The organism is Bacillus sp. AFS073361 (genome assembly GCF_002567005.1).
Classification (GTDB): Bacteria; Bacillota; Bacilli; order Bacillales; family Cytobacillaceae; genus Neobacillus.
This window is the reverse complement of the sequence record NZ_NUZU01000015.1, coordinates 143,593-168,759: the sequence shown is the minus strand read 5'-3', so window position 1 is coordinate 168,759 and position 25,167 is coordinate 143,593. Positions and strand designations below refer to the sequence as shown.

At 40.2% G+C, this 25,167-nt stretch carries 21 protein-coding genes and 2 pseudogenes; 6 read left to right on the top strand and 17 right to left on the bottom strand.

Annotated features, from left to right (window positions below):
* Positions 1 to 89 precede the first annotated feature (89 nt).
* The 9 genes from COJ96_RS10560 to COJ96_RS10515 form a co-directional block, all read right to left on the bottom strand.
* Positions 90 to 1,511 carry an NAD-dependent succinate-semialdehyde dehydrogenase gene (locus COJ96_RS10560; RefSeq protein ID WP_142332984.1) on the bottom strand — a complete coding sequence of 474 codons (1,422 nt, stop codon included), beginning with the start codon at positions 1,509 to 1,511 and terminating at the stop codon, positions 90 to 92.
* A gap of 38 nt (positions 1,512 to 1,549) precedes the next feature.
* Positions 1,550 to 2,920, bottom strand: a complete 1,371-nt coding sequence (gabT, locus tag COJ96_RS10555) for a 4-aminobutyrate--2-oxoglutarate transaminase (protein ID WP_098572900.1) — start codon at positions 2,918 to 2,920, stop codon at positions 1,550 to 1,552.
* A 28-nt stretch (positions 2,921 to 2,948) separates the two neighbouring features.
* Positions 2,949 to 4,322, bottom strand: a complete 1,374-nt coding sequence (locus tag COJ96_RS10550) for a putrescine aminotransferase (protein ID WP_098572899.1) — start codon at positions 4,320 to 4,322, stop codon at positions 2,949 to 2,951.
* Between the two features lie 24 nt (positions 4,323 to 4,346).
* Positions 4,347 to 5,819 (bottom strand): aldehyde dehydrogenase family protein, encoded by a 1,473-nt coding sequence (locus tag COJ96_RS10545; protein ID WP_098572923.1) that lies wholly within the window; start codon positions 5,817 to 5,819, stop codon positions 4,347 to 4,349.
* Between the two features lie 400 nt (positions 5,820 to 6,219).
* Positions 6,220 to 8,343 (bottom strand): sigma 54-interacting transcriptional regulator, encoded by a 2,124-nt coding sequence (locus COJ96_RS10535; RefSeq protein ID WP_098572897.1) that lies wholly within the window; start codon positions 8,341 to 8,343, stop codon positions 6,220 to 6,222.
* Positions 8,344 to 8,458: 115 nt separating this feature from the next.
* Positions 8,459 to 8,707, bottom strand: a complete 249-nt coding sequence (locus COJ96_RS10530; protein WP_098572896.1) for a biotin/lipoyl attachment domain-containing protein — start codon at positions 8,705 to 8,707, stop codon at positions 8,459 to 8,461.
* 24 nt (positions 8,708 to 8,731) lie between these two features.
* Positions 8,732 to 9,022: an SAV0927 family protein gene (locus COJ96_RS10525; RefSeq protein WP_098572895.1), complete on the bottom strand. Its 291-nt coding sequence runs from the start codon at positions 9,020 to 9,022 to the stop codon at positions 8,732 to 8,734.
* Between the two features lie 31 nt (positions 9,023 to 9,053).
* Positions 9,054 to 10,340, bottom strand: a complete 1,287-nt coding sequence (locus COJ96_RS10520) for a Glu/Leu/Phe/Val family dehydrogenase (RefSeq protein WP_098572894.1) — start codon at positions 10,338 to 10,340, stop codon at positions 9,054 to 9,056.
* A gap of 194 nt (positions 10,341 to 10,534) precedes the next feature.
* Complete coding sequence (locus tag COJ96_RS10515) at positions 10,535 to 11,896, bottom strand: APC family permease (protein WP_180230053.1); 1,362 nt, start codon at positions 11,894 to 11,896, stop codon at positions 10,535 to 10,537.
* Between the two features lie 577 nt (positions 11,897 to 12,473).
* On the opposite strand from COJ96_RS10515, the pseudogene COJ96_RS10510 reads away from it, so the two are divergent.
* Positions 12,474 to 12,650, top strand: a pseudogene (locus COJ96_RS10510) (arginase family protein); the annotation flags it as partial.
* A gap of 92 nt (positions 12,651 to 12,742) precedes the next feature.
* Here the strand turns inward: COJ96_RS10510 and COJ96_RS10505 are convergent.
* On the bottom strand, positions 12,743 to 13,345 hold the full coding sequence (locus COJ96_RS10505; RefSeq protein ID WP_098572892.1) for a cell wall hydrolase: 603 nt from the start codon (positions 13,343 to 13,345) through the stop codon (positions 12,743 to 12,745).
* Between the two features lie 367 nt (positions 13,346 to 13,712).
* On the opposite strand from COJ96_RS10505, the gene COJ96_RS10495 reads away from it, so the two are divergent.
* The gene (locus COJ96_RS10495) at positions 13,713 to 14,159 is read left to right on the top strand and encodes a Dps family protein (RefSeq protein ID WP_098572890.1); all 447 of its coding nucleotides are present in this window, start codon (positions 13,713 to 13,715) and stop codon (positions 14,157 to 14,159) included.
* Between the two features lie 87 nt (positions 14,160 to 14,246).
* On the opposite strand, the gene COJ96_RS10490 is transcribed toward COJ96_RS10495, so the two are convergent.
* Positions 14,247 to 15,230 (bottom strand): 2-hydroxyacid dehydrogenase family protein, encoded by a 984-nt coding sequence (locus COJ96_RS10490; protein WP_098572889.1) that lies wholly within the window; start codon positions 15,228 to 15,230, stop codon positions 14,247 to 14,249.
* A 210-nt stretch (positions 15,231 to 15,440) separates the two neighbouring features.
* Here COJ96_RS10490 and COJ96_RS10485 point away from each other — a divergent pair, with 210 nt between their 5' ends.
* Positions 15,441 to 15,545, top strand: coding sequence for a YjcZ family sporulation protein (locus COJ96_RS10485; protein ID WP_098572888.1), 105 nt, complete (start codon positions 15,441 to 15,443; stop codon positions 15,543 to 15,545).
* Between the two features lie 58 nt (positions 15,546 to 15,603).
* On the opposite strand, the gene COJ96_RS10480 is transcribed toward COJ96_RS10485, so the two are convergent.
* From COJ96_RS10480 to COJ96_RS10470, 3 genes are all read right to left on the bottom strand, one after another.
* A complete protein-coding gene (locus COJ96_RS10480) occupies positions 15,604 to 16,023 on the bottom strand; it encodes a disulfide oxidoreductase (protein ID WP_098572887.1) in 420 nt (139 codons plus the stop codon).
* A 2-nt stretch (positions 16,024 to 16,025) separates the two neighbouring features.
* A complete protein-coding gene (locus COJ96_RS10475) occupies positions 16,026 to 16,730 on the bottom strand; it encodes a DsbA family protein (protein WP_098572886.1) in 705 nt (234 codons plus the stop codon).
* 84 nt (positions 16,731 to 16,814) lie between these two features.
* A complete protein-coding gene (locus COJ96_RS10470; RefSeq protein ID WP_098572885.1) occupies positions 16,815 to 17,648 on the bottom strand; it encodes an AraC family transcriptional regulator in 834 nt (277 codons plus the stop codon).
* A 130-nt stretch (positions 17,649 to 17,778) separates the two neighbouring features.
* Between COJ96_RS10470 and COJ96_RS10465 the strand changes: the two genes are divergently transcribed.
* The 3 genes and pseudogenes from COJ96_RS10465 to COJ96_RS10455 all read left to right on the top strand — a co-directional run.
* The gene (locus COJ96_RS10465) at positions 17,779 to 18,867 is read left to right on the top strand and encodes a Gfo/Idh/MocA family protein (protein WP_180230052.1); all 1,089 of its coding nucleotides are present in this window, start codon (positions 17,779 to 17,781) and stop codon (positions 18,865 to 18,867) included.
* The gene (locus COJ96_RS10460) at positions 18,864 to 19,205 is read left to right on the top strand and encodes a PHP domain-containing protein (protein WP_098572883.1); all 342 of its coding nucleotides are present in this window, start codon (positions 18,864 to 18,866) and stop codon (positions 19,203 to 19,205) included. Before COJ96_RS10465 ends, COJ96_RS10460 begins: the two co-directional genes overlap by 4 nt.
* An 18-nt stretch (positions 19,206 to 19,223) precedes the next feature.
* A pseudogene (locus COJ96_RS10455) lies at positions 19,224 to 19,658 on the top strand (sugar phosphate isomerase/epimerase family protein); the annotation flags it as partial.
* Positions 19,659 to 19,714: 56 nt separating this feature from the next.
* On the opposite strand, the gene nagA reads toward COJ96_RS10455, so the two are convergent.
* The 3 genes from nagA to COJ96_RS10440 are packed head-to-tail and all read right to left on the bottom strand — an operon-like array spanning position 19,715 to position 25,155.
* Positions 19,715 to 20,869 carry an N-acetylglucosamine-6-phosphate deacetylase gene (nagA, locus tag COJ96_RS10450; protein WP_098572881.1) on the bottom strand — a complete coding sequence of 385 codons (1,155 nt, stop codon included), beginning with the start codon at positions 20,867 to 20,869 and terminating at the stop codon, positions 19,715 to 19,717.
* Positions 20,870 to 20,883: 14 nt separating this feature from the next.
* Complete coding sequence (locus COJ96_RS10445) at positions 20,884 to 21,972, bottom strand: GNAT family N-acetyltransferase (RefSeq protein WP_180230050.1); 1,089 nt, start codon at positions 21,970 to 21,972, stop codon at positions 20,884 to 20,886.
* Positions 21,973 to 22,008: 36 nt separating this feature from the next.
* Positions 22,009 to 25,155: an alpha-mannosidase gene (locus COJ96_RS10440; RefSeq protein WP_218936507.1), complete on the bottom strand. Its 3,147-nt coding sequence runs from the start codon at positions 25,153 to 25,155 to the stop codon at positions 22,009 to 22,011.
* Positions 25,156 to 25,167: the final 12 nt, after the last annotated feature.

The following is a 25,167-nucleotide window of genomic DNA, read 5'->3' as shown; positions in this document are numbered from 1 at the left end:
AAAGCCAGCGCTAACAATCAATATTCAGAAATACTTTGATTGTGCCACTGGCTTTTAGTCATGTCCGTATCTGGATGAAAAAAGGTCTACTAAATATCCAAACCTATCGATATATATTTTACTTCTAAAAACTCTTCAATGCCGTAGTGTCCACCTTCGCGTCCTAGACCACTCTCCTTAAAACCACCGAATGGGGCTTGAACGACTGAAGGCAGGGCATCATTTAGGCCAATAATACCGTACTCTAGTTGTTCCGTTATCCTAAAGGAACGGCTTAAATTCTCTGTATATACATAGGCAGCCAATCCGTAACAAGAATTGTTAGCCCGTTCAATAACTTCTTCTTCGGTACTAAAAGTGGAAATCGGAGCGAGTGGGCCAAATATTTCATCTTTCATACATTCCATCTCATCATTAATATTGGTCAAAATTGTGGGTGCATAGAAATATCCGTTATTTTCAGCTGGGGTAAGCCCGCTATAAATGACCTTTCCACCTTTCTCAACTGCGTCCTTAACCAGCCCATCTACTTTTTTATAAGCGGCATGATCAATTAATGGACCAATATCCGTTCCCGCTTCCAGTCCGTTGCCGACTTTAAGCTTTTCTAATTCTGCTTGAAAAAGCTTAGTAAATTCATCTGCAATCCCTTCCTGTACATAAACACGATTTGTACAAATGCAGGTTTGACCAGCATTTCGAAATTTTGATTGTACAAGTCCTTCAGCGGCCTTCGCTAAATTTGCATCACCCATTACAATAAATGGGGCATTCCCACCAAGCTCGAGGGAAACCTTTTTGACAGTATCAGCGGCCCCACGCATTAACGTCTTTCCAACCTCGGTTGACCCTGTAAAGGTAATCTTTGTTACGCGTGGATCCTTCAGCCACGCTTCGCCAATTTCTGACGACCTTCCAGTAATCACGTTCAGCACCCCTGCAGGAATGCCTGCTTCTTGGGCTAGCTCAGCCATTTTTAATGCTGTAAGAGGCGTTTGGTTTGCAGGCTTCACAACAGCCGTACAACCTGCTGCTAATGCAGGTGCTACTTTTCTCGTAATCATGGCCGCCGGGAAGTTCCACGGTGTAATCGCTGCAATTACGCCAACCGGTTCTTTTCTAACTAGTATTCTTTTATTTGGATGGGCGGCTGGAATCGTTTCACCATATACTCGTTTCCCCTCTTCGGCATACCAGGAGATAAAACCATTTGCATACTGAACCTCACCGAGTGCTTCTTTAAGTGGTTTACCTTGTTCAATTGTCATAATTCTTGCAATTTCATGTTTGTTTTCCTCAATTAAGTAAAACCATTTCATCAAGAGTTGATAGCGCTCATCCGCTGTTTTTTTCGACCAGAGTTTAAAGGCTTTATAGGCAGCATCCACTGCTTGTTCTGCTTCATAAGCACCACCTGTTGGAACAGCACCAATTACTTCTTTTGTAGCTGGATTATTTATTTCAGTTAAAACCTCATAATCATTGCCAACCCATTCCCCATTAATATACATGGGATAGATTTGATAATTTTTATTTACAATATCCATTTTTATTCCCCTCCAACCGATAAGGCAGGATCATTTGTATACACTGCTTCTACCGCCTCTTCCATAATTTGCAAACCTTCTTCGAGTTGATCATCTGTGATGGTAATTGGCATGAGAAGGCGAATCACATTGCTATAAATCCCAGCACTTAGTAACATCAGGCCGCGTTCTCCAGCAGCTTTTACAATTTTCCCCGTCGCCTCTTTATCTGGTGTTTTGGATTGTCGGTCCTTGACTATTTCCATCGCACACATCGCACCAAGACCGCGGACATCACCAATCCCCTCGAAACGCTCTGCAAGAAGATGCATTTTTTCTACGACGCGATTACCAATTTTTCTTGCCCGGTCATTTAGCTGTTCATTTTCAATAATATCTAATACTGTCAGTGCTGCCCTGCACCCGAGCGGGCTCCCAGCATAGGTTCCACCGATTTCACCAACCTCGGCAGTATTCATAATTTCCGCCCGGCCAATCACGCCGCTGATAGGGACACCTGCACCCATTGATTTCGAAATCGTAATTAAATCAGGTACCACTCCAAAATGGTCAATTGCAAAGTACTTTCCTGTCCGAGCGAACCCAGTTTGTATTTCATCGGCTATAAACAAGATACCATACTGTGTGCAGATTTCTCTGACCCGTTTAACAAAAGCGGTGTCAGGCACTATAAATCCGCCTTCTCCCTGCACAGGTTCCATCACGACGGCAGCAATCGTTTCAGGTGCAACTTCTGCCAGTAAAAATTGTTCAAATTGGTCGATCATCATAGCACTATATTGCTGTTCATCCATTCCTTCAGGGCGGTGGTAAGCATATGGGTATGGCGCCTTGTATACTTCTGGAGCGAATGGTCCAAAGCCGAACTTATACGGCTTCACTTTACTTGTCATTGTCATGGTCATTAACGTCCGGCCATGGAACCCCCTTGTGAACGAGACAATTCCTTGGCGCTTTGTATATTTCCTGGCAATCTTTACAGCGTTCTCAACCGCTTCGGCACCACTGTTAAAAAAAGCAGCCTGTTTGTCAAAGTCACCCGGTGCAAGCTGACAAAGCCGCTCGGCTAAAGCGATATACGATTCATACATCATTACATTAAAGCCAGTGTGGATAAATTGGCTTGCTTGTTCCTGAAGGGCTCTAACTACTCTAGGATGAGAGTGACCGACGTTTATCGTTCCAATAGCACCAGCAAAATCAATATAACAATTACCGTCCACATCTTCTACCAGAGCTCCTTGTGCCTTTTTAACAAAGGAATGGCAGTTATTGCTGATTCCTTTTGGGACATATTTATTTCTTCGCTCCAAAATTTCCTTGGATTTAGGACCGGGTATTTCTGTTTGGAGCTTGACGTATTTCTTTTCCACTACTGTGCTCCCCCTTTTAAAAAAATTATTAAGCCTCTAATTGTTCTAAGACGGTTTTGAAGGTGCTAACTACTTTATTAACCTCTTTATAGCTTATGGTCAATGCTGGTTCGATACGAATGGTTTTTGAATTAATTAATGTCCCAGCTACGAGGATTCCTCTGTCAAACATTCCTTTTGAGACCTCGTATCCAATTTCATCTTGATGGAATTCGATGCCAATCATTAAGCCTTGACCACGAATCTCCTGAACCCTATTTTCATGGCCTTGTGCTGCCTTTTTCAATTCTTCAAGGAAATAGGCCCCCACTTCCGCTGCTCTCTCTGGTAACTTATCTTCAATTAATACTCCAATTGTGGCAATCGCTGCGGCACATGCTAACGGATTTCCGCCAAAGGTGGTTGTATGCATAAATGGATTATCAAACCAGCTCTTAAATACTTTTTCACTAGCTACAACAGCCCCAGCTGGCATCACGCCTCCGCCAAATGCTTTTGCTAGACAGATAATATCTGGAACTACTTCATACAGTTCTGCGGCGAACATTTTCCCCGTTCGGCCCATTCCTGTTTGTACTTCATCAAATATAAGCAAGGATCCGTATTGGTCACATAGTTCACGAACTTGCTTTAAGTAGTTTTCCGGTGGAAGAATAATTCCGCCTTCACCTTGAATCGGCTCTAAAAGAACAGCAGCGACATCTTCACCAACCGAGGCACAGACCTCAAAGGTTTTTCGCATCATATCAATATCGCCAAAAGGCACATGACGGAAGCCCGGGATTAATGGTAAGAAGGGTTTACGGAACATCCCTTTCGCGGTACCTGACAACGAACCTAAACTTTTCCCATGGAACGCACGAGTCGTAGAGATAAACGTTGTCCGCTCGCTGTACATTTTGGCAAGTTTCAGGGATGCTTCAACGCTTTCTGTTCCGCTGTTTGTAAAGAAGGCATATTTTAAATCCCCTGGGGTAATATCTGCTAAAATTTTTGCTAGCATTGCACGAAGTGGATCTAGCAAATCCTGACTATGGAGCGCTTGACGTTTTAATTGGTCAGTTACTGCCTTAACCACCTTTGGATTACGATGACCTACATTATAGATGCCAAATCCGCCTAGGCAATCGATATATTCTTTGCCATTGACATCCTTAAAGCACGAGCCATTATCAGACCACTCCACTGCTGCGAATTGGCCGCCTTCAGTAACTGTTTTGCGGTATTCTAAGAATCCTGGATTTACGTGTTCACGGAAGCCGTCAACGGTTTCTTTGGTTATCCAAGCCGCTTCCTCACTATTAATTTCCTCTTTTTCTATTAAGTTTAAAACCTTATTAATATATTCACTAACCTTTTGATTTTGCTCACTTTTTAATTCATTTTTTAAATCGATACTCATAATTTTATTCCTCCTATTAAATGATTAATTAGAAAACCAGCCAATTGGTTCAACCTGTAAATTAATATTTATCTGTTTTATTTCTTGAAACTCTTCAAGTCCAAACGTTCCAAGGCTGCGGCCAATTCCGCTTTGCTTATAACCGCCCCACGGTGCCTCGTTATAGGTAGGATGATAGGAATTTACCCAAGTAATCCCTGCACGCAGCTTTTTAATAACCCTTAGTGCCTTTGCACCATTATTAGAAAATACACCACCGGCTAACCCATAAACGGTACCATTGGCAAGTTTAATAGCTTCTGCTTCGTCCGTGAACTTCTGAATGACTACAACGGGACCGAAGATTTCCTCCTGAACAATTCTCATCTCTTGGGTGACATCGACAAATACCGTCGGTTCAATAAAATAACCTTTTCCTAACCCGTTAGCGACAACCCGCTTTCCACCGCAAGCAACTATCGCACCTTCTTCCTTGCCAATTTCAATGTAGGAAAGGACTTTTTCTAAGTGCTCCTGACTGACAAGCGGACCCATTTCCGTTGCAGGATCATCACCAGGTCCTACTTGAATTTGTTTTGCCCTTTCAACAAAACGCTGGACAAATTGATCATAGATGCTTTCTTCAACAAGGATCCTGGAACCAGCGGAACATACTTGACCAGAACCTGCGTAGATTCCAAATAACGCATAATCCACTGCCGTTTCAAAGTCAGCATCAGCAAAAATGATATTCGGCGATTTACCGCCTAGCTCTAACGAAACTTTCTTCATCGTGTCGGCAGCTGTTTTCATAATATGCTTGCCAGTTTTGGTTCCACCGGTAAACGAAATCATATCAACCTCAGGATGGGAAGCGATTTCATTTCCAACAACTGCTCCAGCTCCCATCACCAGATTAGCTACCCCTTTTGGCAAACCAACTTCTTCAAGAATTTCGAAAAGCTTTTTCGGTGTAACTGGCGTCACTTCGGACGGTTTAAAGACGATTGTATTTCCTGCAGCTAGGGCTGGGGCAATTTTCCAAACACTCATTAACAGTGGATAGTTCCACGGAACAATCAAACCGCATACTCCTACCGGTTCGCGAACAACCATGGCCTGCATTGGATCGGCGACATGATAGGTCTGTCCATCAGGCTTAGTAATCAGTCCTGCATAATAGCGAAAACAGGCGGCTGCATCACCGACATCAAAGCCCGATTCTCTCAATGGTTTCCCATTATCCATCGTTTCCAAATAGGTCAATTCATCGGCATATTCATCAATTTTGTCAGCAATTTTTAATAAATACGAGGATCGTTCCTGTGCAGAAATTCCAGACCAGACACCTTCTTCGAAGGCCCTGCGTGCTGCATAAATTGCTGCACGGGCGTCAGCTCTTGTTCCTTCTGGAGCATATGATATAACCTCACCACTTGCAGGATTTAATACTGGGCGGGTTTCTTGATTTTCGGCATCTTTCCATTCACCATCAATGAACATCTTCAGGTTTACCACTCGTTTTTTTACCTCGACCATTTAAATTCCTCCTTTATTCACCCTCATTAACTATAATTGCAAGAAGCGTGCCAACTTTTAAAACCTGCCAAAATAAATATCTCTCAAGAAATTTGATTGATTACTATTCAAATTTGCATAACCCTATGATTGATTGAATAGGTGAAAAATAGTACGCCTATATTTATTGTTAATTAAAAGGCTGTGTTAAAGGTTAATGTTGATTTTGGAACTCTGTTGATTGGAGAGGAAGGCACGAAGACTCCTGCGGGAGTACGGGGCAGGGGAGACCCCGCAGGNNCCCGCGGAAAGCGAAGTGCCTGGAACGGAAATCAACAGACTAGTTTAACACAGCCAAATAAAAAAGCTGCTTCAGATCATTAGACCTGAAGCAGCTCAATTAAAAAGGTGATAGGTTTTCCATTTTAATATTTTTCTCATTTACTATTTTTTGATACTTTCTACTAACAGATGACTGACTGATTCCTAGGGCCTTTGCTGCTTTCGTTGTCGTTTTGTATTGGTTCATTGCCATCACAATTAACTGCTCCTCGACATGGTCGATAGCCTCCTGTAACGGAATGACCCTTGTAAAGACTGGCTTCATTTTTTTATGTTCCAAGCCCGTGGATAAAAATTGGCTGACGAACTCCGCATCAATCGACGGATGTTCGGCCGTGACTACTAATCTTTCAATAATATTTTGAAGTTCCCTGACATTACCCGGCCACGGATAAAACTCTAGTACATTAATAGCATCAGGAGTTAGATGGTAATTCCGATCATATCTCTCATTCAATTGCTGGAGGAAATGAAAAGCAAGCAGCGAAATATCCTCTGTCCTTTCCCTTAAGGCCGGGATCTGAATCGGTATGACATTCAAGCGATAAAATAAATCTTCACGGAATGTCCCTTCCTCAACCATTTTTTCTAATTTTTTATTCGTAGCTGCAATAATCTGCACATTCACCTTAATGGGGGTAGTACTGCCAATTGGAATAACTTCCTGCTCCTGAAGAACTCGTAATAGCTTCACCTGCAAATGAATTGGCATCTCACCGATTTCGTCTAGAAACAAAATACCGCCATCTGCTTGTTTAAAGTAGCCTTCTTTTCCATTTTTATCAGCACCGGTAAAAGATCCCTTCGCATATCCAAATAGTTCACTTTCTAGTAAACTTTCCGGAATGGCCCCGCAATTTAATTTAAGAAAGGGCTTTGCCTGGCGTCTGCCTAATTGGTGGATCGCTTGAGCAATTACTTCTTTTCCAACCCCAGATTCTCCGTTCAAAAGGACGGTGGAGGAAAAATCAGCAATTTTCTTGGCCTGATTAATCACCTTCTCCATTTTCGGACTACAATAAATGAGCTTTTTCAAAAAACGGTCCTTACTCTTAAAATCATCTAATTCCTTCTTATATTGTTCTGAAATCTTTTTCATTTCCTGCAGTTCACTTTTTAGTCGGGTGGTTTCGGTAATATCACGAGATGCAATGATAATCCGGTCAAGTTCATTTTGATCATTGAAGACCGGATTTCCGACGGCAAGAATTTTTCTTCCCGTTTTGGTTTCTTGAACAACAGAGACTTTTTTTCCTTTCTCCAATACAAGTCTTGTGACCGAAGGAGTAAACAACCCCTGGTCTTCCAGTTCAAGAATATTTTTTCCAATCAACTCTTTTAAATCAACTTTCCAGAAATCTTGGATAATGTTTTCACTAAACCTGATTAGCTCTCCTTTGTTGTTCACCACGAGAATTTCATCATAGATACTAGACAAAATCGCATGCAGGTCCTTATTTAAATCTTTAATATATTCAATTTCCATAGCCATTTCTTCGACCATTGGCAAATCCTGGGCAACAATGATGATTCCATCGACTTCATTCTCATAGTTCAAGATAGGGCTATAATCGACGAGAATCCCCATTTCATTCTTGATAACCAAATGGTTAAGAAGCGTCTTACCGGTGGAAAATACCTGTTCAAGATGGGTGCGGCTAAAAATCTCTCCTGCTGGAAGATTCATAACCTTTTCTGCGGTCGAACGAATCATTTTTAAACCAGCTTCATTATAATTGATGATTCGCTTTTCTTTATCCAATACAAAAATGCCCATCGGAATCGAGGTCAGAATAATTTTAAGTAAGTCGACACTTTTATTTTCCTGTTTAAAAAGCTCAGCAAGAACATCTTCTCTGCTAATGTAACCAGCTGGATGACCATCCACATCTCTAATAATCGCAAAAGGTTCGCCAATAATTTGGAACAGCGCAGGCAAAGAGATTTGTTCACTAAGATAGCAGATGCTCTCTAGAGATTTCGCTTGTTCAAGTAAGGATTCAATCGAGGCATGCTCTTTATTATTGTTTTCAAGCATGACATACGCGTATAAATGATTTTTTCTTTTTAAGAACAAAAAGGGTTCTTTAAGGTTATTAAAGGTTGATTGAAAAACTACTTCACTTTCATCCACGTCTACTGAAATAATTGGTTTCACTTTTTCTTTGGCAACAGAAAACATCGTTTACTTCCCCCTTAACACCTAATCTACCTAATACTATCATTTTCTTTGCAAAATATTAATTTAAATATGACACAAAAAAGAAGATGAGCGACCCATCTTCTTTTTCAAGCCATTAATCACTACCTGTGACAAATAAATCTTCCTTTATATACGCAAGAACCATCCCGGGAATAACATAATCTCCTTCCTGTACTTCGAGCGATTTTACTTCACCACTTAAACATGTCTGAACCGTTTCCTCCTTTCCTGATTCGGAAGTAAGGATAAATAGGGTTTCCCACTCATAAATTCTCGACTCACTCTTGATCCTAATCCTTTCCACCTTGCCAAAACATGGGCTTAGAACAACGCCATAATACATGGAATCTCTCTCCTTTTTCGTTTACTAATATTGCTCGTGAAAAGGTCCTGTCTGTAATACTTGACTAAAAAATTCCTGAAATTCTGGGATATCCTCCGCCTCGATTCCCAATCTTTCTGACCAATGATCGTCTGATGTAGTGTCTTCTTGACATAATAAAACCATGTTCCCTGACTGAATCGAAGTGACCATTGCTTTCCCAAAGAATTGCTCTGAATAGCCAATCATCAAATCGTAGCGGTGGTTATGTGAAATTAAACAAAAGTAATGTAATAGCTGCTGTTCTTTTTGTTCGGCCAATATATCCAGCTTCATTAAAAACTTCCTCCTTTTTCTGGTTCATGTTTTAATATTTCAACCAGCCACGAAGCCTGGAAGCCTCCGCTAGTTTTTGAATTCCTTCAATATAAGCAGCAATTTTCATATTTACACCAAATTTTTTAGAAGTATGGTAAACCTTTAAAAAGCTTTCTGTCATTTTCTCCTTGAGACGTTCATCAACTATCTCCTCGGTCCAGTAATAGCCTTGATTGTTCTGACACCATTCAAAATAAGAGACAATGACACCGCCGGAATTGGCGAGGATATCAGGGACAACAAGGATTTGCTGATCATCGAGAATTTTTAACGCTTCTTTTGTGGTAGGCCCATTGGCAGCTTCAATAATAATGCTGCAGTTAAGTTTACTGGAATTATACTTATTGATTACTCCTGAGATTGCAGCAGGAATAAGGATATCACATTCTTTTTCTAATAAATCTTGGTTAGTAATGGAGCTAGTAAAGCGATTAGAAACAATGCCAAAGGAATCTCTATTTTCAAGTAGAAATGGTATATCTAGTCCGTTCTCATCATATACACCGCCAAGCATATCACCGATACCAATTACTTTTGCCCCAATCTCATATAAATACTGGGCAAGATAACTGCCGACATTTCCAAACCCTTGAATGATGACACGAGTATCTTTTAACTGCATTTTCTTTAATTCACAAACCATTTGCAGCGTATATAAAACACCTTTTGATGTTGCTGTTTCCCTTCCCTTAGATCCCCCGAGTGCAAGTGGCTTTCCGGTGATAAAACCAGGGGAGTCGAATTCACGGATATGGTCGTATTCATCGAGCATCCATGCCATAATTTGCGAGTTTGTATACATATCAGGTGCAGGAATATCCTTTGTGGGACCCACAAGTTGACTAACCGCCCTAACGTAGCCACGACTCAACCTTTCCAATTCATCTAAACTCATTTTACGAGGATCACAGATAATTCCCCCTTTAGCACCGCCATAGGGAAGGTCGGTTATACCGCACTTTAAGCTCATCCATCCGGCCAATGCCTTTACCTCATCTGGCGTGACATCTGGATGAAAACGGATACCTCCTTTAGTTGGACCAGAGGCATCATTATGCTGAGCACGGTACCCTTGGAATATTTCTGTCTGACCATTGTCCATTCGAACAGGGATGCTGACTTCTAAAAACCTCATTGGCTTCTTTAGAAATTCGAATACCTGGGGTGGGTAATTCAGGATGTTCACTGCTTCTTTTAAAATTTCTTGAAACTCAACAAGGGAATTATCCTGTTCTATTCCTTTCATATTCTTTAAATCTAGTGATTCGACTGCCATTCTAACACCTCATTTTTTATTGTTACTTAAGGTAAAAGCAAGTTTCGTGCCAACTTAGAAATAGCGGTTTGAATAGATAATCTAGTAAAAAAAGAAGAAGTCCTATGAAGAAATGAGTCAAGTATTCAATTCTGCATACAAAACTCTTTTGAACAATAAAAAGCCAAGCGTTATCGCCTGGCTCAAGTTAATTTTTATAAGGTAGAGGTTTTCTCCGCATCATCGATATTTAAATCAGCTATTTTGATTTGGAAAAACTTTGTTTGGTAAAGCATATACACTACACCAATAACGATCCATACAATCCCGCCAATGAGCGCATCAAGTTGTAAGTTCGCCCACAAAATTCCTGTTAATCCTGCTCCAATAACCGGCATAATGAGATAGGAGAAAATATCTTTCGCTGTTTTATATCGCTTCTGGCGAAAAATAAAATGAGCGATGACCGATAAGTTTACAAATGTAAAAGCAATTAATGCACCAAAATTTATAAATGAAGAAATGAGCTCTAAACTTGGAGCAATCGCAAGTAATGAGACGCCCCCAACCAAGATGACATTAAAAACCGGTGTCCGGAATTTGGGATGAACATACCCAAACACCTTTTTGGGCAAAACCCCATTTCTCCCCATAACGTACAAAAGTCTTGATACACTGGCATGGGAGGCAAGCCCAGAAGCTACAGTGGCTGCAAAAGCACCGGAAAGGAAAACCAGTTTAAAAAGGGTTCCACCCACAAACAACCCGATTTCAGGTAGTGTGTCATCGGTTACCTTGAAGCCCGAAATATCTGGAAACAGCGCTTGGGCGAAATAGCTGCAGGTGAAGAAAATGGCGCCGCCAATAAAGACCGTTAACATAATCGCTCTCGGCATCGTTTTTTGATCGATAGCCTCTTCTGCATACATAGTTACTGCATCAAAACCAATGAAGGAGAAACAAACTACCGTAGCTCCTGTCAAAATGGCTCCGAGGTGAATATCAGAATGGAAGAGAGGTGCTGTTGTGAAAATGGTTCCTTGTCCCATTCCTTTAGAGAGCTGAACAAAAGCAAGAACGATAAAAGCCGCAATTAAAACCACTTCAAAAATGACAAGCAGGGAATTTAAACTCGATGTTTTCCCCATGCTCCAAGCGTTAATTGCCGTGACGATCGCAACATATGCGACAACCCAGATCCATGCTGGCACCTCTGGAAATACTGAAACCATATATATACGAATAATTAATGCATTAACCATAGGAAGCAAGATATAATCAAGCAACGCTGCCCAGCCGACTATGAATCCAAGATGAGGACTGATGGTCTCTCGTGTATACGTATAAGCCGATCCCGCACTTGGAAACACTCGGACCATTTTCCCATAACTAATTGCCGTAAATGCCATAACTACTAGTGCTGTGAGGTATGCGAGTGGGACGACCCCATTCGTTTCTTCAGAGACAATTCCAAATGTATCAAACACGATCGTTGGTGTCATATAGCCCAATCCAAGCATAACGATTGCCCAAAGCCCAAGTGAACGCTTAAGAGTAGTATTCTCCAATTTTACCATCTCTCCTTTTATATCCGGCTATTTGTTTATTAGCAAGAATTTGTAAGCACTTTCATTTTGTTTTAGCAATGAAAAACTTAAATCACTAAAATAATTGTAGATCTACTCCTCCTTCCATTCTACCTACTAATCTCACTATTTAAAATAGTTGCAATTTTCATGCCAATCATCTTTCCTTTTAAATGTTATCTTTAATCAAAATTTTTATGAAAAAATGCATAACCTACTCAGGTTTGAATAGAAGGACGCATGTCTTGACCTTAATCGAGTCGATTAACCCGCAAAAATAAAATAAACGGAGATTTTCCGGTTAATTTCAGAATGGCGCTTGTTTTGTGGTAAATAAGGGAAGGTTTTCCGGTTATGCAAAGCAAAATCTCACATTTTTGAATTTTCCGAGTAAATAGGCGGAATCTCTCCGCTTATTTACGCCTTTTTTAATAATAATTACAAAATAAGCGGAATTTTTCCGTCTATTGATCCACTCGGGCGTTAACCTGATCTCCCTGGCGTAATTGCGGACCCTTTTATTTTGTAGAAACCCTGATAAATAAAGAAAAGACGTATGCCAATTCATACGTCTTTTGAAACGTTGCAAATCATCCGATCTCTAACTGATTTTCACTTTATTGGTTTTGACTTAGTCGAGGTCTTGCCGCCATATGATCCGACTCAGATTACATCTTTACTGGCTGCCACCATCATCCACGAATTCGCTAGTCTCGTTGCATTAAAAATTAAACAAGGTTCGTAGGTCTATAAAAAAAGCAGTGATTCCATTTTTAGGAAATCACTGCTTCTTTGTTTAGTTTACAATTTTTTTGAAATACTACTATATACTAGCTTTTATTTCGCGAATCTGTGGTTACCAATCGTTACCGTTACTGGTCGAGAATAGACCCACTTACTTACGGCTGTTTTTGGATTATAGAAAAATAATGATCCGTTTCCTTGTCCTCTAAAGGCAAGTGCTTCATTTACAGCTCTTTTTGATGCAGCATCAGCTGTTTTGTTAATGGTGCCATTTTTTACAGGCGTGAAGGCATAGTACCCATTCGACTTTTCATAAATAACACCTTTTACGGTATTAGGGAAATCTGGGCTGGAAACACGGTTAAGGATTACCGTTGCAACAGCCACTTTCCCTGCATACGGCTCACCCACTGCCTCAGCACGAACTAGACGTGCCATTAAATCCTTTTCTGCTGCTGTAATGGAAGAATTCGGGATTACTAGATTAGATCCCGCATAAAGAAGATTACTAGTTTTGTTGTTTGCTTTTTTTAAATTATTAACTGTCACACCATATTTCGCGGCAATTTTCCAATAAGTTTCACCTGATTGTACCTTATGTGTCGTTGTTGCCGCTTCAGTCGTTCCATTTAAAGTAAATGCTGACATGGATAGGATAAGTCCGGTCGCAATTAGTAATTTTTTAAATTTATTCATATTTTATTCCCTCCAATATTTGTTCCGCGCTTGTCATACTAATAAGGCTAACAGTTGTTACAATCGGATTCATTACCCAAAAAGTGGTAACGAATATTGGGATTAAATAGTGCCCAGCATGAAGGGATTTGTCTACTAAAAGGAATTATTCCCCATCAATATATAAATTCCATTAGATGGACGGCATGGAAAGGATAGGTCGAATTATTACAAATTATTTCAGGCTTGTAACAATAAAAAAGAGCGTAATACACTTAAAACCAATGATTCTTCACAAAATTGACAACAAATTCCTTAAATTCATACAGGATTGGACCTCCATCTTTGGTAATAATATAAGTAGAGTTAAAAAAGGAGGCTATTTATTATGGAAAATCAATTAGTAAACGTACTTAACAAACAGATTGCAAACTGGTCTGTACTGTATACGAAGTTACATAACTATCATTGGTATGTGAAAGGTGGACAATTTTTCACCTTACATGTCAAATTTGAAGAGTTTTATAATGAGGCTGGCATTCATGTCGATGAACTAGCCGAACGTTTGCTAGCAATCGGCGGAAAACCCGCTGCTACAATGAAAGAATACCTTGAAATCTCTTCAATAAAAGAAGCGTTCGGTAACGAATCTGCAGATGAAATGGTTGAATCAATTATCAAAGACTTCTCAATTATTATTGGTGAATTGAAAGAAGGCATGAGCTTTGCCGATGAGAATCATGATGAAACAACAGGAGATATGCTGCTTGCGATACATTCTGATCTTGAGAAACATGTATGGATGCTAACGGCTTTCTTAGGCAGATCCATCTAAATTTTAACTAAGAGCCCACAGTTCAATCCACCATACTCACCAAAAAAGACGGCATCTGCCGTCTTTTTTCATGCATCTTATTCATTTCTAAACGAGAATGGTTTCCTTAGTCACTCCATTGATTACGTATAAAGGTGCTTCTCCGTTTAACACCTTTACAATGTTACTGGCTGCCATAATCGCCATAGCATCGCGTGCTTCATAAGTAGCATTTCCGATATGTGGAGTTAATACAACGTTTTTCAGCTTTTTCAAACCGTCACTAATTTCAGGTTCAAATTCAAATACATCAATTCCTGCTCCCTCAATCTGTTTCTCTGATAAGGCCTGGACCAGTGCCTCCTCGTCAACGATTGGGCCACGGGCGCAGTTAATTAAATAGGCAGTTGATTTCATCATTTCAAACTGATTTGTACTGAACATGTGTTTTAATGTTGGATTATACGAACAGTTTATCGTAATAAAATCTGATTCTGCTACTAACTCATCAAAAGATACGTAGGTCGCGTTTAGGGCTTGTTCAACTTCTTGGCTTTTTCGATTTGGACCTGTATATAGAACCTTCATATCAAAGGCAGCTGCTCTTTTTGCAACCGCTTGGCCAATTTGACCAAATCCAATAATTCCGATAGTTTTCCCAGTTACTTCTCTTCCTAGAAAATAAAGAGGGGCCCACCCATTAAAACCAACTGTCCGACAGACATCATCCCCTTCAGCTACTCTCCTTGCTGAGGCAAGTAAAAGGGCAATAGTCAAGTCTGCTGTTGCAGCAGTAGACGCCATAGGCGTATTGGTAACCGGGACTCCTTTAGATGCCGCATATTCAAAGTCAATATTATTAAATCCAGCTCCATAGTTTGCTATGATTTTTAGGTCAGGGGCTTGGTCAATTACCTCTTTTGTTACCGGGGTAGATAATAAACTGAGAAGAGCATCCTTATCTTTGATTCGCTCTTTTAATTCTGTATCAGATATCAATTTCTCTCCTGAAAATACTTCAACCTCGTGATGTTCTAACAACATCTCTAACCCATTTTGCGGGATCTCACCTGCTACTAAAACTCTTGCCATAGCCTAACACCTCTCCTTAGAAAAATGACTTCCTTTTCCAATAATCCAAATAACTGTATATAATTATACTACAATAAAAAGTTCTATTAAATTATTTATTTATCAAAATTCTGCAAACGTTTTTTCTCAATAAATTAATTTCTTTTCTAGTAGTCAACGTTTGTCCATTTCAGCTCCTTCCCTTCTGACATACATTGTAATAACTCAGCAATGGAGGAGGTGATTACTATGGGACATGGAAATAACAGCAGCTTCGCTTTAATTGTTGTGTTGTTTATTTTATTAATCATTGTTGGCGCATCCTTTATGTACTAATTGATGCTTTGCTGACAACTGAAAAGAGCGGGAAACCTTTTGGTTTCACCGCTCTTTTTTATTGATCCCTATTTTCCTCTTTGCTGCGAGAGATAATGATTAAGCAGATTGTAATAACCATAAATGCAATCAAAGCTAATAACGGAATAGTAACAAAGCCAAGCCAGTTAATATAATCCTTGGAACAAGGCACTCCGGTTGTACACATTTCAAATTGCTGTAAATATGGTATTTTCTGTAATAAGGTATGGTATCCAGCGATTAGAAGACCGATGATTGACAACGGAAGCGCGTATTTATAGATACCTTGGTCATTCCGGTAAACTGCCACTCCGAGGATGATCGCCAACGGGTACATAAATATCCTTTGATACCAACAGAGCGTACATGGTATGAAGTGCATCACCTCACTAAAGTAGAGACTGCCTAGCGTGGCAATGATGGCTGCTATCCAGGCAAGAAGTAAGGACTTATTCATGCTTATTCACCCTTTGCAGCTTTTTCAACCATGTCTTTTAAATCATCAATGGTTTGTCCTTCAAACTTTTCCCCATTAACGTAAAGGGTTGGGGTACCTGTAACACCTAATTTTTCAGCGTAATCCATATCTTTTTGCCAAGCATCATTGGATTTCTTAGCATCAAAGTTCTTTACAACCTTGTCAACATCGCTATCGCTAGCCACTTCTTTTAAGGTATTAGTCAAAAATTCTTCTGTAAAAACGTCCATTTTCTCATATTTGGTATCTTCGGGCTGTTTTTCGTAAAGGAGCTCATGGAATTTCCAAAACGTATCATTGCCAAGTTCCGCGAATACGGATTCCGCAAATTTTGCTGATCGTTCGGAATCAACGTTAATAAACGAATCATTCATAAAATAAAACTTTGCTTTACCGGTATCAACTAGTTCCTTCTGAATAATAGGTACAACATCCTTGCCAAAGTTTTTGCAATTAGGACATTTATAATCACCAAATTCAATAATTGAAACAGGCGCTGATTCCTTACCAATGTATGGCTGATTGCTATAATTAATTTTTGTGGATGTGGATTTATCTTGTTGTTTAGAGTGATTGCCTAAAAAAATGAAACCTAAAATAAAAACGGCAACCAATCCAATCATCCAAAAAGTAAAGGCAGATGATGATTTTGCTTCTTTTTTCTTATTTTTATTTTGATTTGCCATTGCTAATCTCCTTCTTAATTTAAACTTTACCTAGATAGTATAACTATTACTTATCCATCTGTATAATGCAAATAAAAGGTTTTCTTATGTATTAGACTTCTTACGATACTCTCGTGGAGCTTGGCCGGTATATCTTTTAAATTGCTTGTTAAAGGCACTTAATGACTGAAATCCGCTTGCAAAGGCGAGATCAATCATACTTTTATTTGTGGTCCGAAGTAAATCGCTTGCACTCTGTATCCGAAGCCGATTGAGAAACTCATTGGGAGTCAGGCCTGTCAACTGGCGGAACTCTTTAAAAAACATGGTTCTCCCTAATCCTACCTGCGATGATAGTTTTTCAATATCAAGAGGCAGATGATAATGATCAAGCATGTACCCCACGGCTTCAACAATTCCAGAAGGCGGCAGTTTGTGAACGTCCGTAGATTGAGATTCTTTTACATACTGATTCACCTGTAACAAAATATCAATCAAATGCATGAATTGATGAGTCACCCAGGCTTCCTTCCCCTGTTCCTGAGCTTCCACAGCTAAAGTCGCTGCTTTACTTATTGTTTTTGCAAAATTCGTGTTAGCAGGTATTAAGGGCTGAACACCTTTCGTGGTGTAGAAGGGCTTAATCAGCTGATTACCATCTGGAATTTTATGGACGGAAGAGGGTGTGAACAGAACTAGAATACATTCGAACGGTTGATCAGGTTTAGAAAAACTCCAATGAGGCTCGAAAGGACGGCACAAGAACACGTCTCCTGGCCTGCCAATGTAAGTATGATCATTAAACTGATATTTCAACTCATTTTTAAGCACAACCCCAATTTCTAAACAATCATGAATATGTAAATCATGCTCTTCATCTGACCCCCAGACTCGGCAAAATGCAAACGAGCGTTGTAATTGTAAATGTTCAACGTACATTTTTCACCCCTATACTATTTTAACAAATTTTCCTCTGTACAATTTGATTAGTTTTTATCCTAATTGGAGGAGAATCTAATTTTTTGATTATGTTAGAGTGGAACCATTAATTCTAACTGAGGTGATTGTTTTGAGATTATATATTATAGGCGCGGGTGTCATCGGTCGTACACATGCAGAAACGGCAAAGAAACTTTCCGAACCGGTTAAATTGAGAGTGGCTGATACAAATCCTATCGCGCTGGCTGCTTTCTGTGATCAGTTCCCTGATGCAATTGGTTTTACAAACATGGAAGAAATGCTTAACTCTGAAGCGGCCGAAAATGATGATATCGTAATCATCTGCACCCCTCCATTGGCGCATTTAGATCCAGCAAAGTTGGCACTCAAGTCTGGCCGCCATGTCCTTTGTGAAAAACCTCTTGCTATGAATCTATCACAAGCCGAAGAGATGGTGGAGCTTGCAGAAAAGCATGATCGGTTACTAGGCTGCTGCAGCGTACGCTTTAAGGGAATGCCTCACATGGAAGCAGTCAAAAATATCATTCGCTCCGGCTGTCTCGGAGATATTTATCATGTTACATTTGTAAACAAATGGGAACGAAGCCGTTCCGGAATTGAATACCAGCCTGTAAGCCGCTGGTTTCTTGATTCAACCCAAAGCGGCGGAGGTGTTCTAATGGATTGGGGACCTTATGACTTTGCCACCTTGAATGACATACTCCATCCGGACGTTATTGAGGTAAACTCCGCTTGGACGGCCAAACCCATAACAGAAATTGACCCCTCTGATACACCATTTGATGTGGAAACACATGTTGGAGCATCTATGACATACATCTCCGATAATCATCCTGTCCATGTTCATTATGAACGAGCCTCATGTGCTCATGGTGAGGAATACGTACGGGCGGAAATCGAAGGGACATTAGGCTCAGTTCGCTGGACGCCATTCGATTCACGACAGCCTGTCTTCAGACGATACGATAAGCAGGGAAAAATTGTTGAAGAACAAGTTGAAACCGGACCTCGAAGTGAGTTCACTATTTTTGAAAACCCTCTTCTTCACTTTTATCGAAAAGTGAGAGGACTTGACTCACACGCAAACGTCAATCAGCAGGTTCTGAATAATTTCCACTGTATTACCTCCCTATATAATGCCGCGAGAATGAGTGAAAAACAAACGATTAATTTAATTCAGAAGGGGGTAATTATTTGAACATTCGAGGATTTTCATCAAATATGTATGGCTGGGCTGAGCGTTGGAAAAGAGATGGAAAGACACCTGAATGGGATGAACTTTTCCGTGCTTGTGCTGAAGCAGGACTAGATGCTGTTGAAATTGATGCTGATACAGAAAAACTTAAATTAGCACGTTCCTATGGTTTGGCAGTCTCAGCCTCCTATATTGGCCTCCCATTACATGTACCATTTAACACTCTTGATGTGGAGCGGTCTGTTTTGCCAATCGCCGAACGTTTAGCAGCAGCTGAAGGTTCTGATTTGTTACTAAATGCTGACCCTATCAATTGGAAAAATGTTATTGCCAAGTCGTAGGACCATTTTAAACAGCAAGGTGAAAACTTATCCCGTATTTCTGAACTTGTTTCCCCGTTGGGGCTAAGGGTTTGCTTGCATAATCATGCTGCTGACAATCACAATGCATCAGGTGACCTGCGATCGGTCGTCCAATATGCAGATATGAGTGTAGGACTTTGCGTTGATACTGGCTGGGCTTTTGTTTCTGGATGCAATCCGATTGAGTGGGTCAACACCTATCCAGAAAGGATTTATGCTTTTCATTTACGTAATCAACATGGGAACCTGCCATCCGAAGACTTGCTTGAAGGAGATATTGACTTCTCTTCGCTTATGACTTCTGCAGATTCCATTCACTATAACGGTTGGCTGGCACTCGAACTATGGCATCCCGACAGTATTCAGCCGCGCCGGACGATGGGTGAGGATGTTCAACGTTCGATAGACTATTTACGTGGTTTTATTTCCTAAATAATAGGCATGAATCCAGCTAAGTGGATTCATGCCTGTTCATCGTGAAAGTTTCTCTAATTTCGTCTATAGACCATTTTTCCATTCACAACAGTCCACAACACTTCGAATTGGTCATTCATAAGGACTAAGTCCGCATCTGCCCCTGGGTCAATCCTGCCTTTATTGGACAATCCCAAAATATCTGCAGGTGTCTTTGTTGCCATTGTAACAGCATCTTTTAAAGGGATTCCCGATCGAACTGCTTTCTCTACTGCTTGATTCATTGTGACAGTACTTGATGCAAGTGTACCGTCACTTAATGTAGCAACTCCGTGACTCACCTTCACCTCATGCCCTCCGAATAAGTAGGTTCCATCCCCCATCCCCATAGCCTGAAGAGCATCTGTAATGAGCACCATATGATCTGGGCCTTTTTCCCGATACATTAACCTTACAATGGCTGGGTGGAGGTGCACATCATCAACAATAGCTTGTACACTAACAGCACTATCCTCAAAAGCAGCGATGACCGCCCCTGGGTCACGATGATGAATAGGCCGCATTCCATTAAAGCAATGAGTTACATGGCTGGCACCAATTTGAAATGCAGCTTTTGCTTCTTCATAGGTTGCGTCAGAATGAGCAATCGACGCAATGATTCCTTGCTTCTTTAAAAAACGGATCATTTCAAGACCGCCCGGCAGTTCCGGAGCTAGGGTCACCATTCGCAGCAATGAACCAGATGCCTCTAAAATGATTTTCATTTCATCCAATTCAGGATGCCTTAAATATAGCTCATTTTGCATTCCTTTACGCTTCACATTTAAATAGGGTCCTTCTATATGGAGGCCAACGATCCCGGCGCCGGGTTCTCTCCCGGCCGCCTCTTTTACATTTCTTATCATTTTAAGCAGGTCATGTAATGAAGACGATACGGATGTTGCTAAGAAAGACGTACAGCCTGTTCGAGCGCAGGCTCTGGAAACGGCTTCCACACTACCGATGTTGCCGTCCATCATATCAAAACCATCCGCCCCATGTATATGTACATCAATCATGCCAGGGATCAGCAATTGCTCATTTCCATCAATGACAGAATCAGCCTTACGAACTAAGGATTCTTCATCATTATGGATCGATTCAATTTTACCATTACGAATAAGCAGGGATTTACGATTAAGTTCAGGTTCGTTTACGCAACGAACATTACGGATTAATATAGTACTCATAATTTCATAGCCCCTTATACATAGTTTAAGCCTTCAGGGAATGGAAGCGGTATGGGAAAAATATCGTTTAAATAAGCGTCAAGATTTGGATCGCCTTGAAGGATTAATTTTTCTAACGAAACATTATCTAAGACTACTGACTTCTGGTTAAATATTAGTTCTTTGCTTCTCATATCATGATTTATTATTTTGATTTTTCCATGAAGGAAAGGTTGTATTTGTTTTAATAACAAATCTAGGTCCATAATTTTACTAGTGCCTGGAAATGGTGCTGCAGTTTTCTCAATCGTGTCTAGGAGTCTATTAAGCTCTTTTTCGTATGCAGGAATGGAAAATTTCAATGAACTTATTCCTTTCCCGAAGGCTTGAGCTAAAATAGCTTTAACCGCTTCCGGCTCCCCTCCCCATTCAATCACCCGTGCTGGCTGCTCTCCAGATTTTGATGATGAATTTGGAACACCAAAAACGATAAAACCCTTTAATTCATTTTCAGATTCAGCAGCCAAAATCTTGTGTTCCATCTTAAGGATACTGGCAAAGCCAGCCGCCTTATTCAGGATAGAAAAATCATTTATACTTTGTTCAAAATAAACAGGTCGAGATTGACCTAATTTCCGTAAATAAAACCAATCAAATGGGGATAATTCTCTTATTAAGAAGTCACCCCTTACTTGTAAATCTCCCTTATTTATTTCATATTTATTTAATTTACCGTAAAAGGAACAGCCAGCTTTTATATATATTGGTAAACTGCCTGATACAAATAAAATGGAAGCATCCGCCCTCTGAACATGTGTAAACACCTTATCTAAAAGCATGCTGGCAAAGCCTTTTTTACGATAGCCTGGATGGGTACAAACGGCACCTATTAAATAGGCCTGAATCTCAGCAGCATCTAGATGAATCACTGAAGGCACTAGCCCAATAAAGGAGACTAGTTCATTATTAATGAATACTCCATATGATTGATTTAGTTCAGGTGAAAATACTAGGGGGAAGGCCTCCCCCATTGAGATATGATCCTCATCCCGGAAGACTCTATCCGCTAATTGAATCGCTTGTGCGTACTCGAATTCCGATTTTAGTAATCTTAATTCTACCATCGTTGTCTCCATTTCTATTTTGACTTTCATTTTAAGTTAGAACCAGATTTTAAATGTCTTAATTTCATATGGAGAGACAGAGAAAGAAAGGGTCTGATTCTGATATTCTGCTTCCTTTTCTTCTTCTTCAATTAAGTTGCATTCCACAGCTTTTTTAATTGTTTTTGCAAAGGAGACATTTGTTTGATTCCTATATTGCTTATATTCATAGAAACGTACAATGATTGCTTCATCATCCTCCGCTTTTTTGACGGTTTCCAGGAGAACATGGTCATTGTAAATTTCTACAAATTGATGTGTTGCTGGTAAGCTCCCAGTCTGATTCGCTTTAAGTTCACCTGCTAATAACGGAACATTTAGGTTATACGCTTCTTTCACAATATTTCCTTCGCGCCAATCCCCTGTATGCGGTACTAAGCTATATGTAAATTCATGAATGCCACGGTCCGCTGTCTCATCAGGGCTGATCGCAGATTTGATTAATGTTAACCGTAAAACATTTTCTTTAACATCGTGACCATATTTACAGTCATTTAATAAACTCACCCCGAAATTCCCTTCGGAAAGGTCCACCCATTTATGTCCGACCACTTCAAACCGGGCATGGTCCCAGCTGGTGTTCCAATGAGTAGGGCGTTCTATATTCCCAAACTGAATATCATAGGTTGCTTTGGTTGAACGAATATTAACTGGGAACGCTGCTTTTAATAAGGTCTGTTTTTCCTGCCAATCCACCACCGTGCGGAAATCAATTCTAGGAGAATTTTTATAAACACTTATATATTGTGTAATAGTAGAATCATAGAATTTCCAAATGAATTTTAAGCTTCCGCGAACAGGACCTTCTTCATGAACCTCAACTGCCGCTAAATTATCAACCTCGCGCATTTTTTCTTGGTAATAAAGATCAATATCCCAAGCATCAAAATTCATCGGTTTATCTTCAAATGTTTGTAGGATGTTCCCCCTTGCACCTTCAGCAAGAACTTCTCTGGCTGCGCGTTTATCAAATAAGGAAATAATCTGGCCTTTCTCATTAAAACGAATCTGATAAAAATCATTTTCAATATAATCCTTCTTCACCACAATTCCAGACTGTAAAATGGAACCCTTGCTTAATTTAAAGGTTTTATATCCTAGTGCTGGTACGTTATTCGCATGAATTAACACCTTTTGTGTATTCGCCTCTTGGATTACTTGTGCTGGGAGTGCATTTCCTGCTTCATCAACGATGGTGGTTTCTTCTGTAAAGAATCGTGACACTGGCAATTCAATGAACCCATCACGTTGATAAGAAAGAGAATTGTAAACCACTATGCCGTCCTGCTCTATTTGAATGTTTTGTTCAATCGAACTTTTGGCTTCATTAAGAACCTTTTCCCCAATATTTTGGACAATAGCATAATCCTTCCGCGCATCCTCATTCACTTGACGAATGGATGAACCTGGCAATATGTCATGGAATTGATTAAGAAGCAACATCTCCCAGCCTTCATTTAATGCTGTATGTGGATAATTTGACTGATGAGTTAATTGATCAGCAAGGACACTTAACCATTCCGCATTGTGATAGGTAAACTCCGCTTTTCGGTTAGCCCGTTTTAATGACGCTTGCGATGTATAGGTCCCCCGGTGATACTCTAGATATAATTCCCCATCCCAAACTGGTATTGTTTGATCCTTCACACGGTCTCTTAACCTTTTGAAATAGGGTTCAGCTGTATCCATTTGAACTCTTGGAAGACCCGGCAGATTTTTCATAGCCTCGGCTGCTTCGATCATTTCTTTTGTTGGTCCGCCGCCGCCATCCCCCCAGCCAAAGGCAAGTAATAGCTCATCGTTTACTTCCTTTTGCTGGTAGGCATCCCAAATCCCTTTCACGCTGGCCGGTTCGACCATGCCATTATACGTATACTGCTTTGCCCCCTCTTCAGGTGTGGTAATAAAGTGAGTAAACATTTCTGTTCCATCGATGCCGCGCCAATTAAACGTATCAAATGGGAATCGATTATATTGACTCCAGCTAATTTTTGTCGTCATGAAGCTGTCAATTCCACTCTTTTTCATGATTTGCGGTAATGCCCATGAGTATCCAAACACATCCGGAAGCCAAACGACCCTTGTATCAACCCCAAACTCTTCTTTCATAAACCGTTTCCCAAACTGAATTTGACGGATTAAGGACTCTCCATTTGGTACATTTGTGTCGGGCTCGATCCACATACCACCTGTTATTTCCCATTCACTGGCGGCTATTTTCTCTTTGACTTTCGCATAAATTTCAGGGTAGTCTTCTTTCAAATATTTGTATAATTGCGGAGAAGTATGGATGTATCTGTAATTAGGATATTGGCGCATTAAATGTAATACCGTTGAAAATGTCCGCGAAGCTTTTTCACGCGAATGAACTAAACGCCATAACCATGCCATGTCAATATGTGAATGGCCAAGTGCTGTGACTAATGGCTTTAATTCATTCAATTCCCCTAATTGATCGACCTTTGATTTTAGAAATTCATATGCTTCCTTAATCGATTGATAGAAGAAATCGGTGCCAGGCTTTAAGAAATCAACCTTTAACATCGATTGATTTAATAATTGAAGCATTTTTGTTCTTCTTAAGTCATGTTCATCCAAAACTTTCACCGTATTTACGAGAGTGTGCGCTAAATAATAGTATTTTTCTGTTGCTGCATCGACACAGGCGAGCTTTGCTGTTTTAAATCTTCGGCGGTCAGGTGGATTTAACACCCCGCTCCAGGCTTTAATAGCAATTTGAATTTGATTGTTTTGCAGAAGCTCTGGCGGCAGCCATGCTTCTTCGTGCCATACATCAATGCCTTGTAATGGAATACCATTCACATATAATAATGACTCAGCTGTTGACCCGCCGCCGTCACGAGGGCCGACTAATAAGTGGATGACTATTCGTTCATTCTTCCATTCTTCAGGTATAGAGACGGTAGTACGAAACCAAGCAGATTTATCATAGCCGCCCCAGGAATCTCCAATTTGAAAATTCCCCCAGTTTTTGTCATCAAAATCTGTTTTGTAGGCATATTTATCCTCTTCACCAAATTCCCACTCTTTATATTGAAAAACCGGAATTGCTTTTGTTTCTTTGTAAATATAACCCTTCAATTCTCCTAAATATTTCTCGATTTTTTCAATTGTAAAATACAAACAAAACACTCC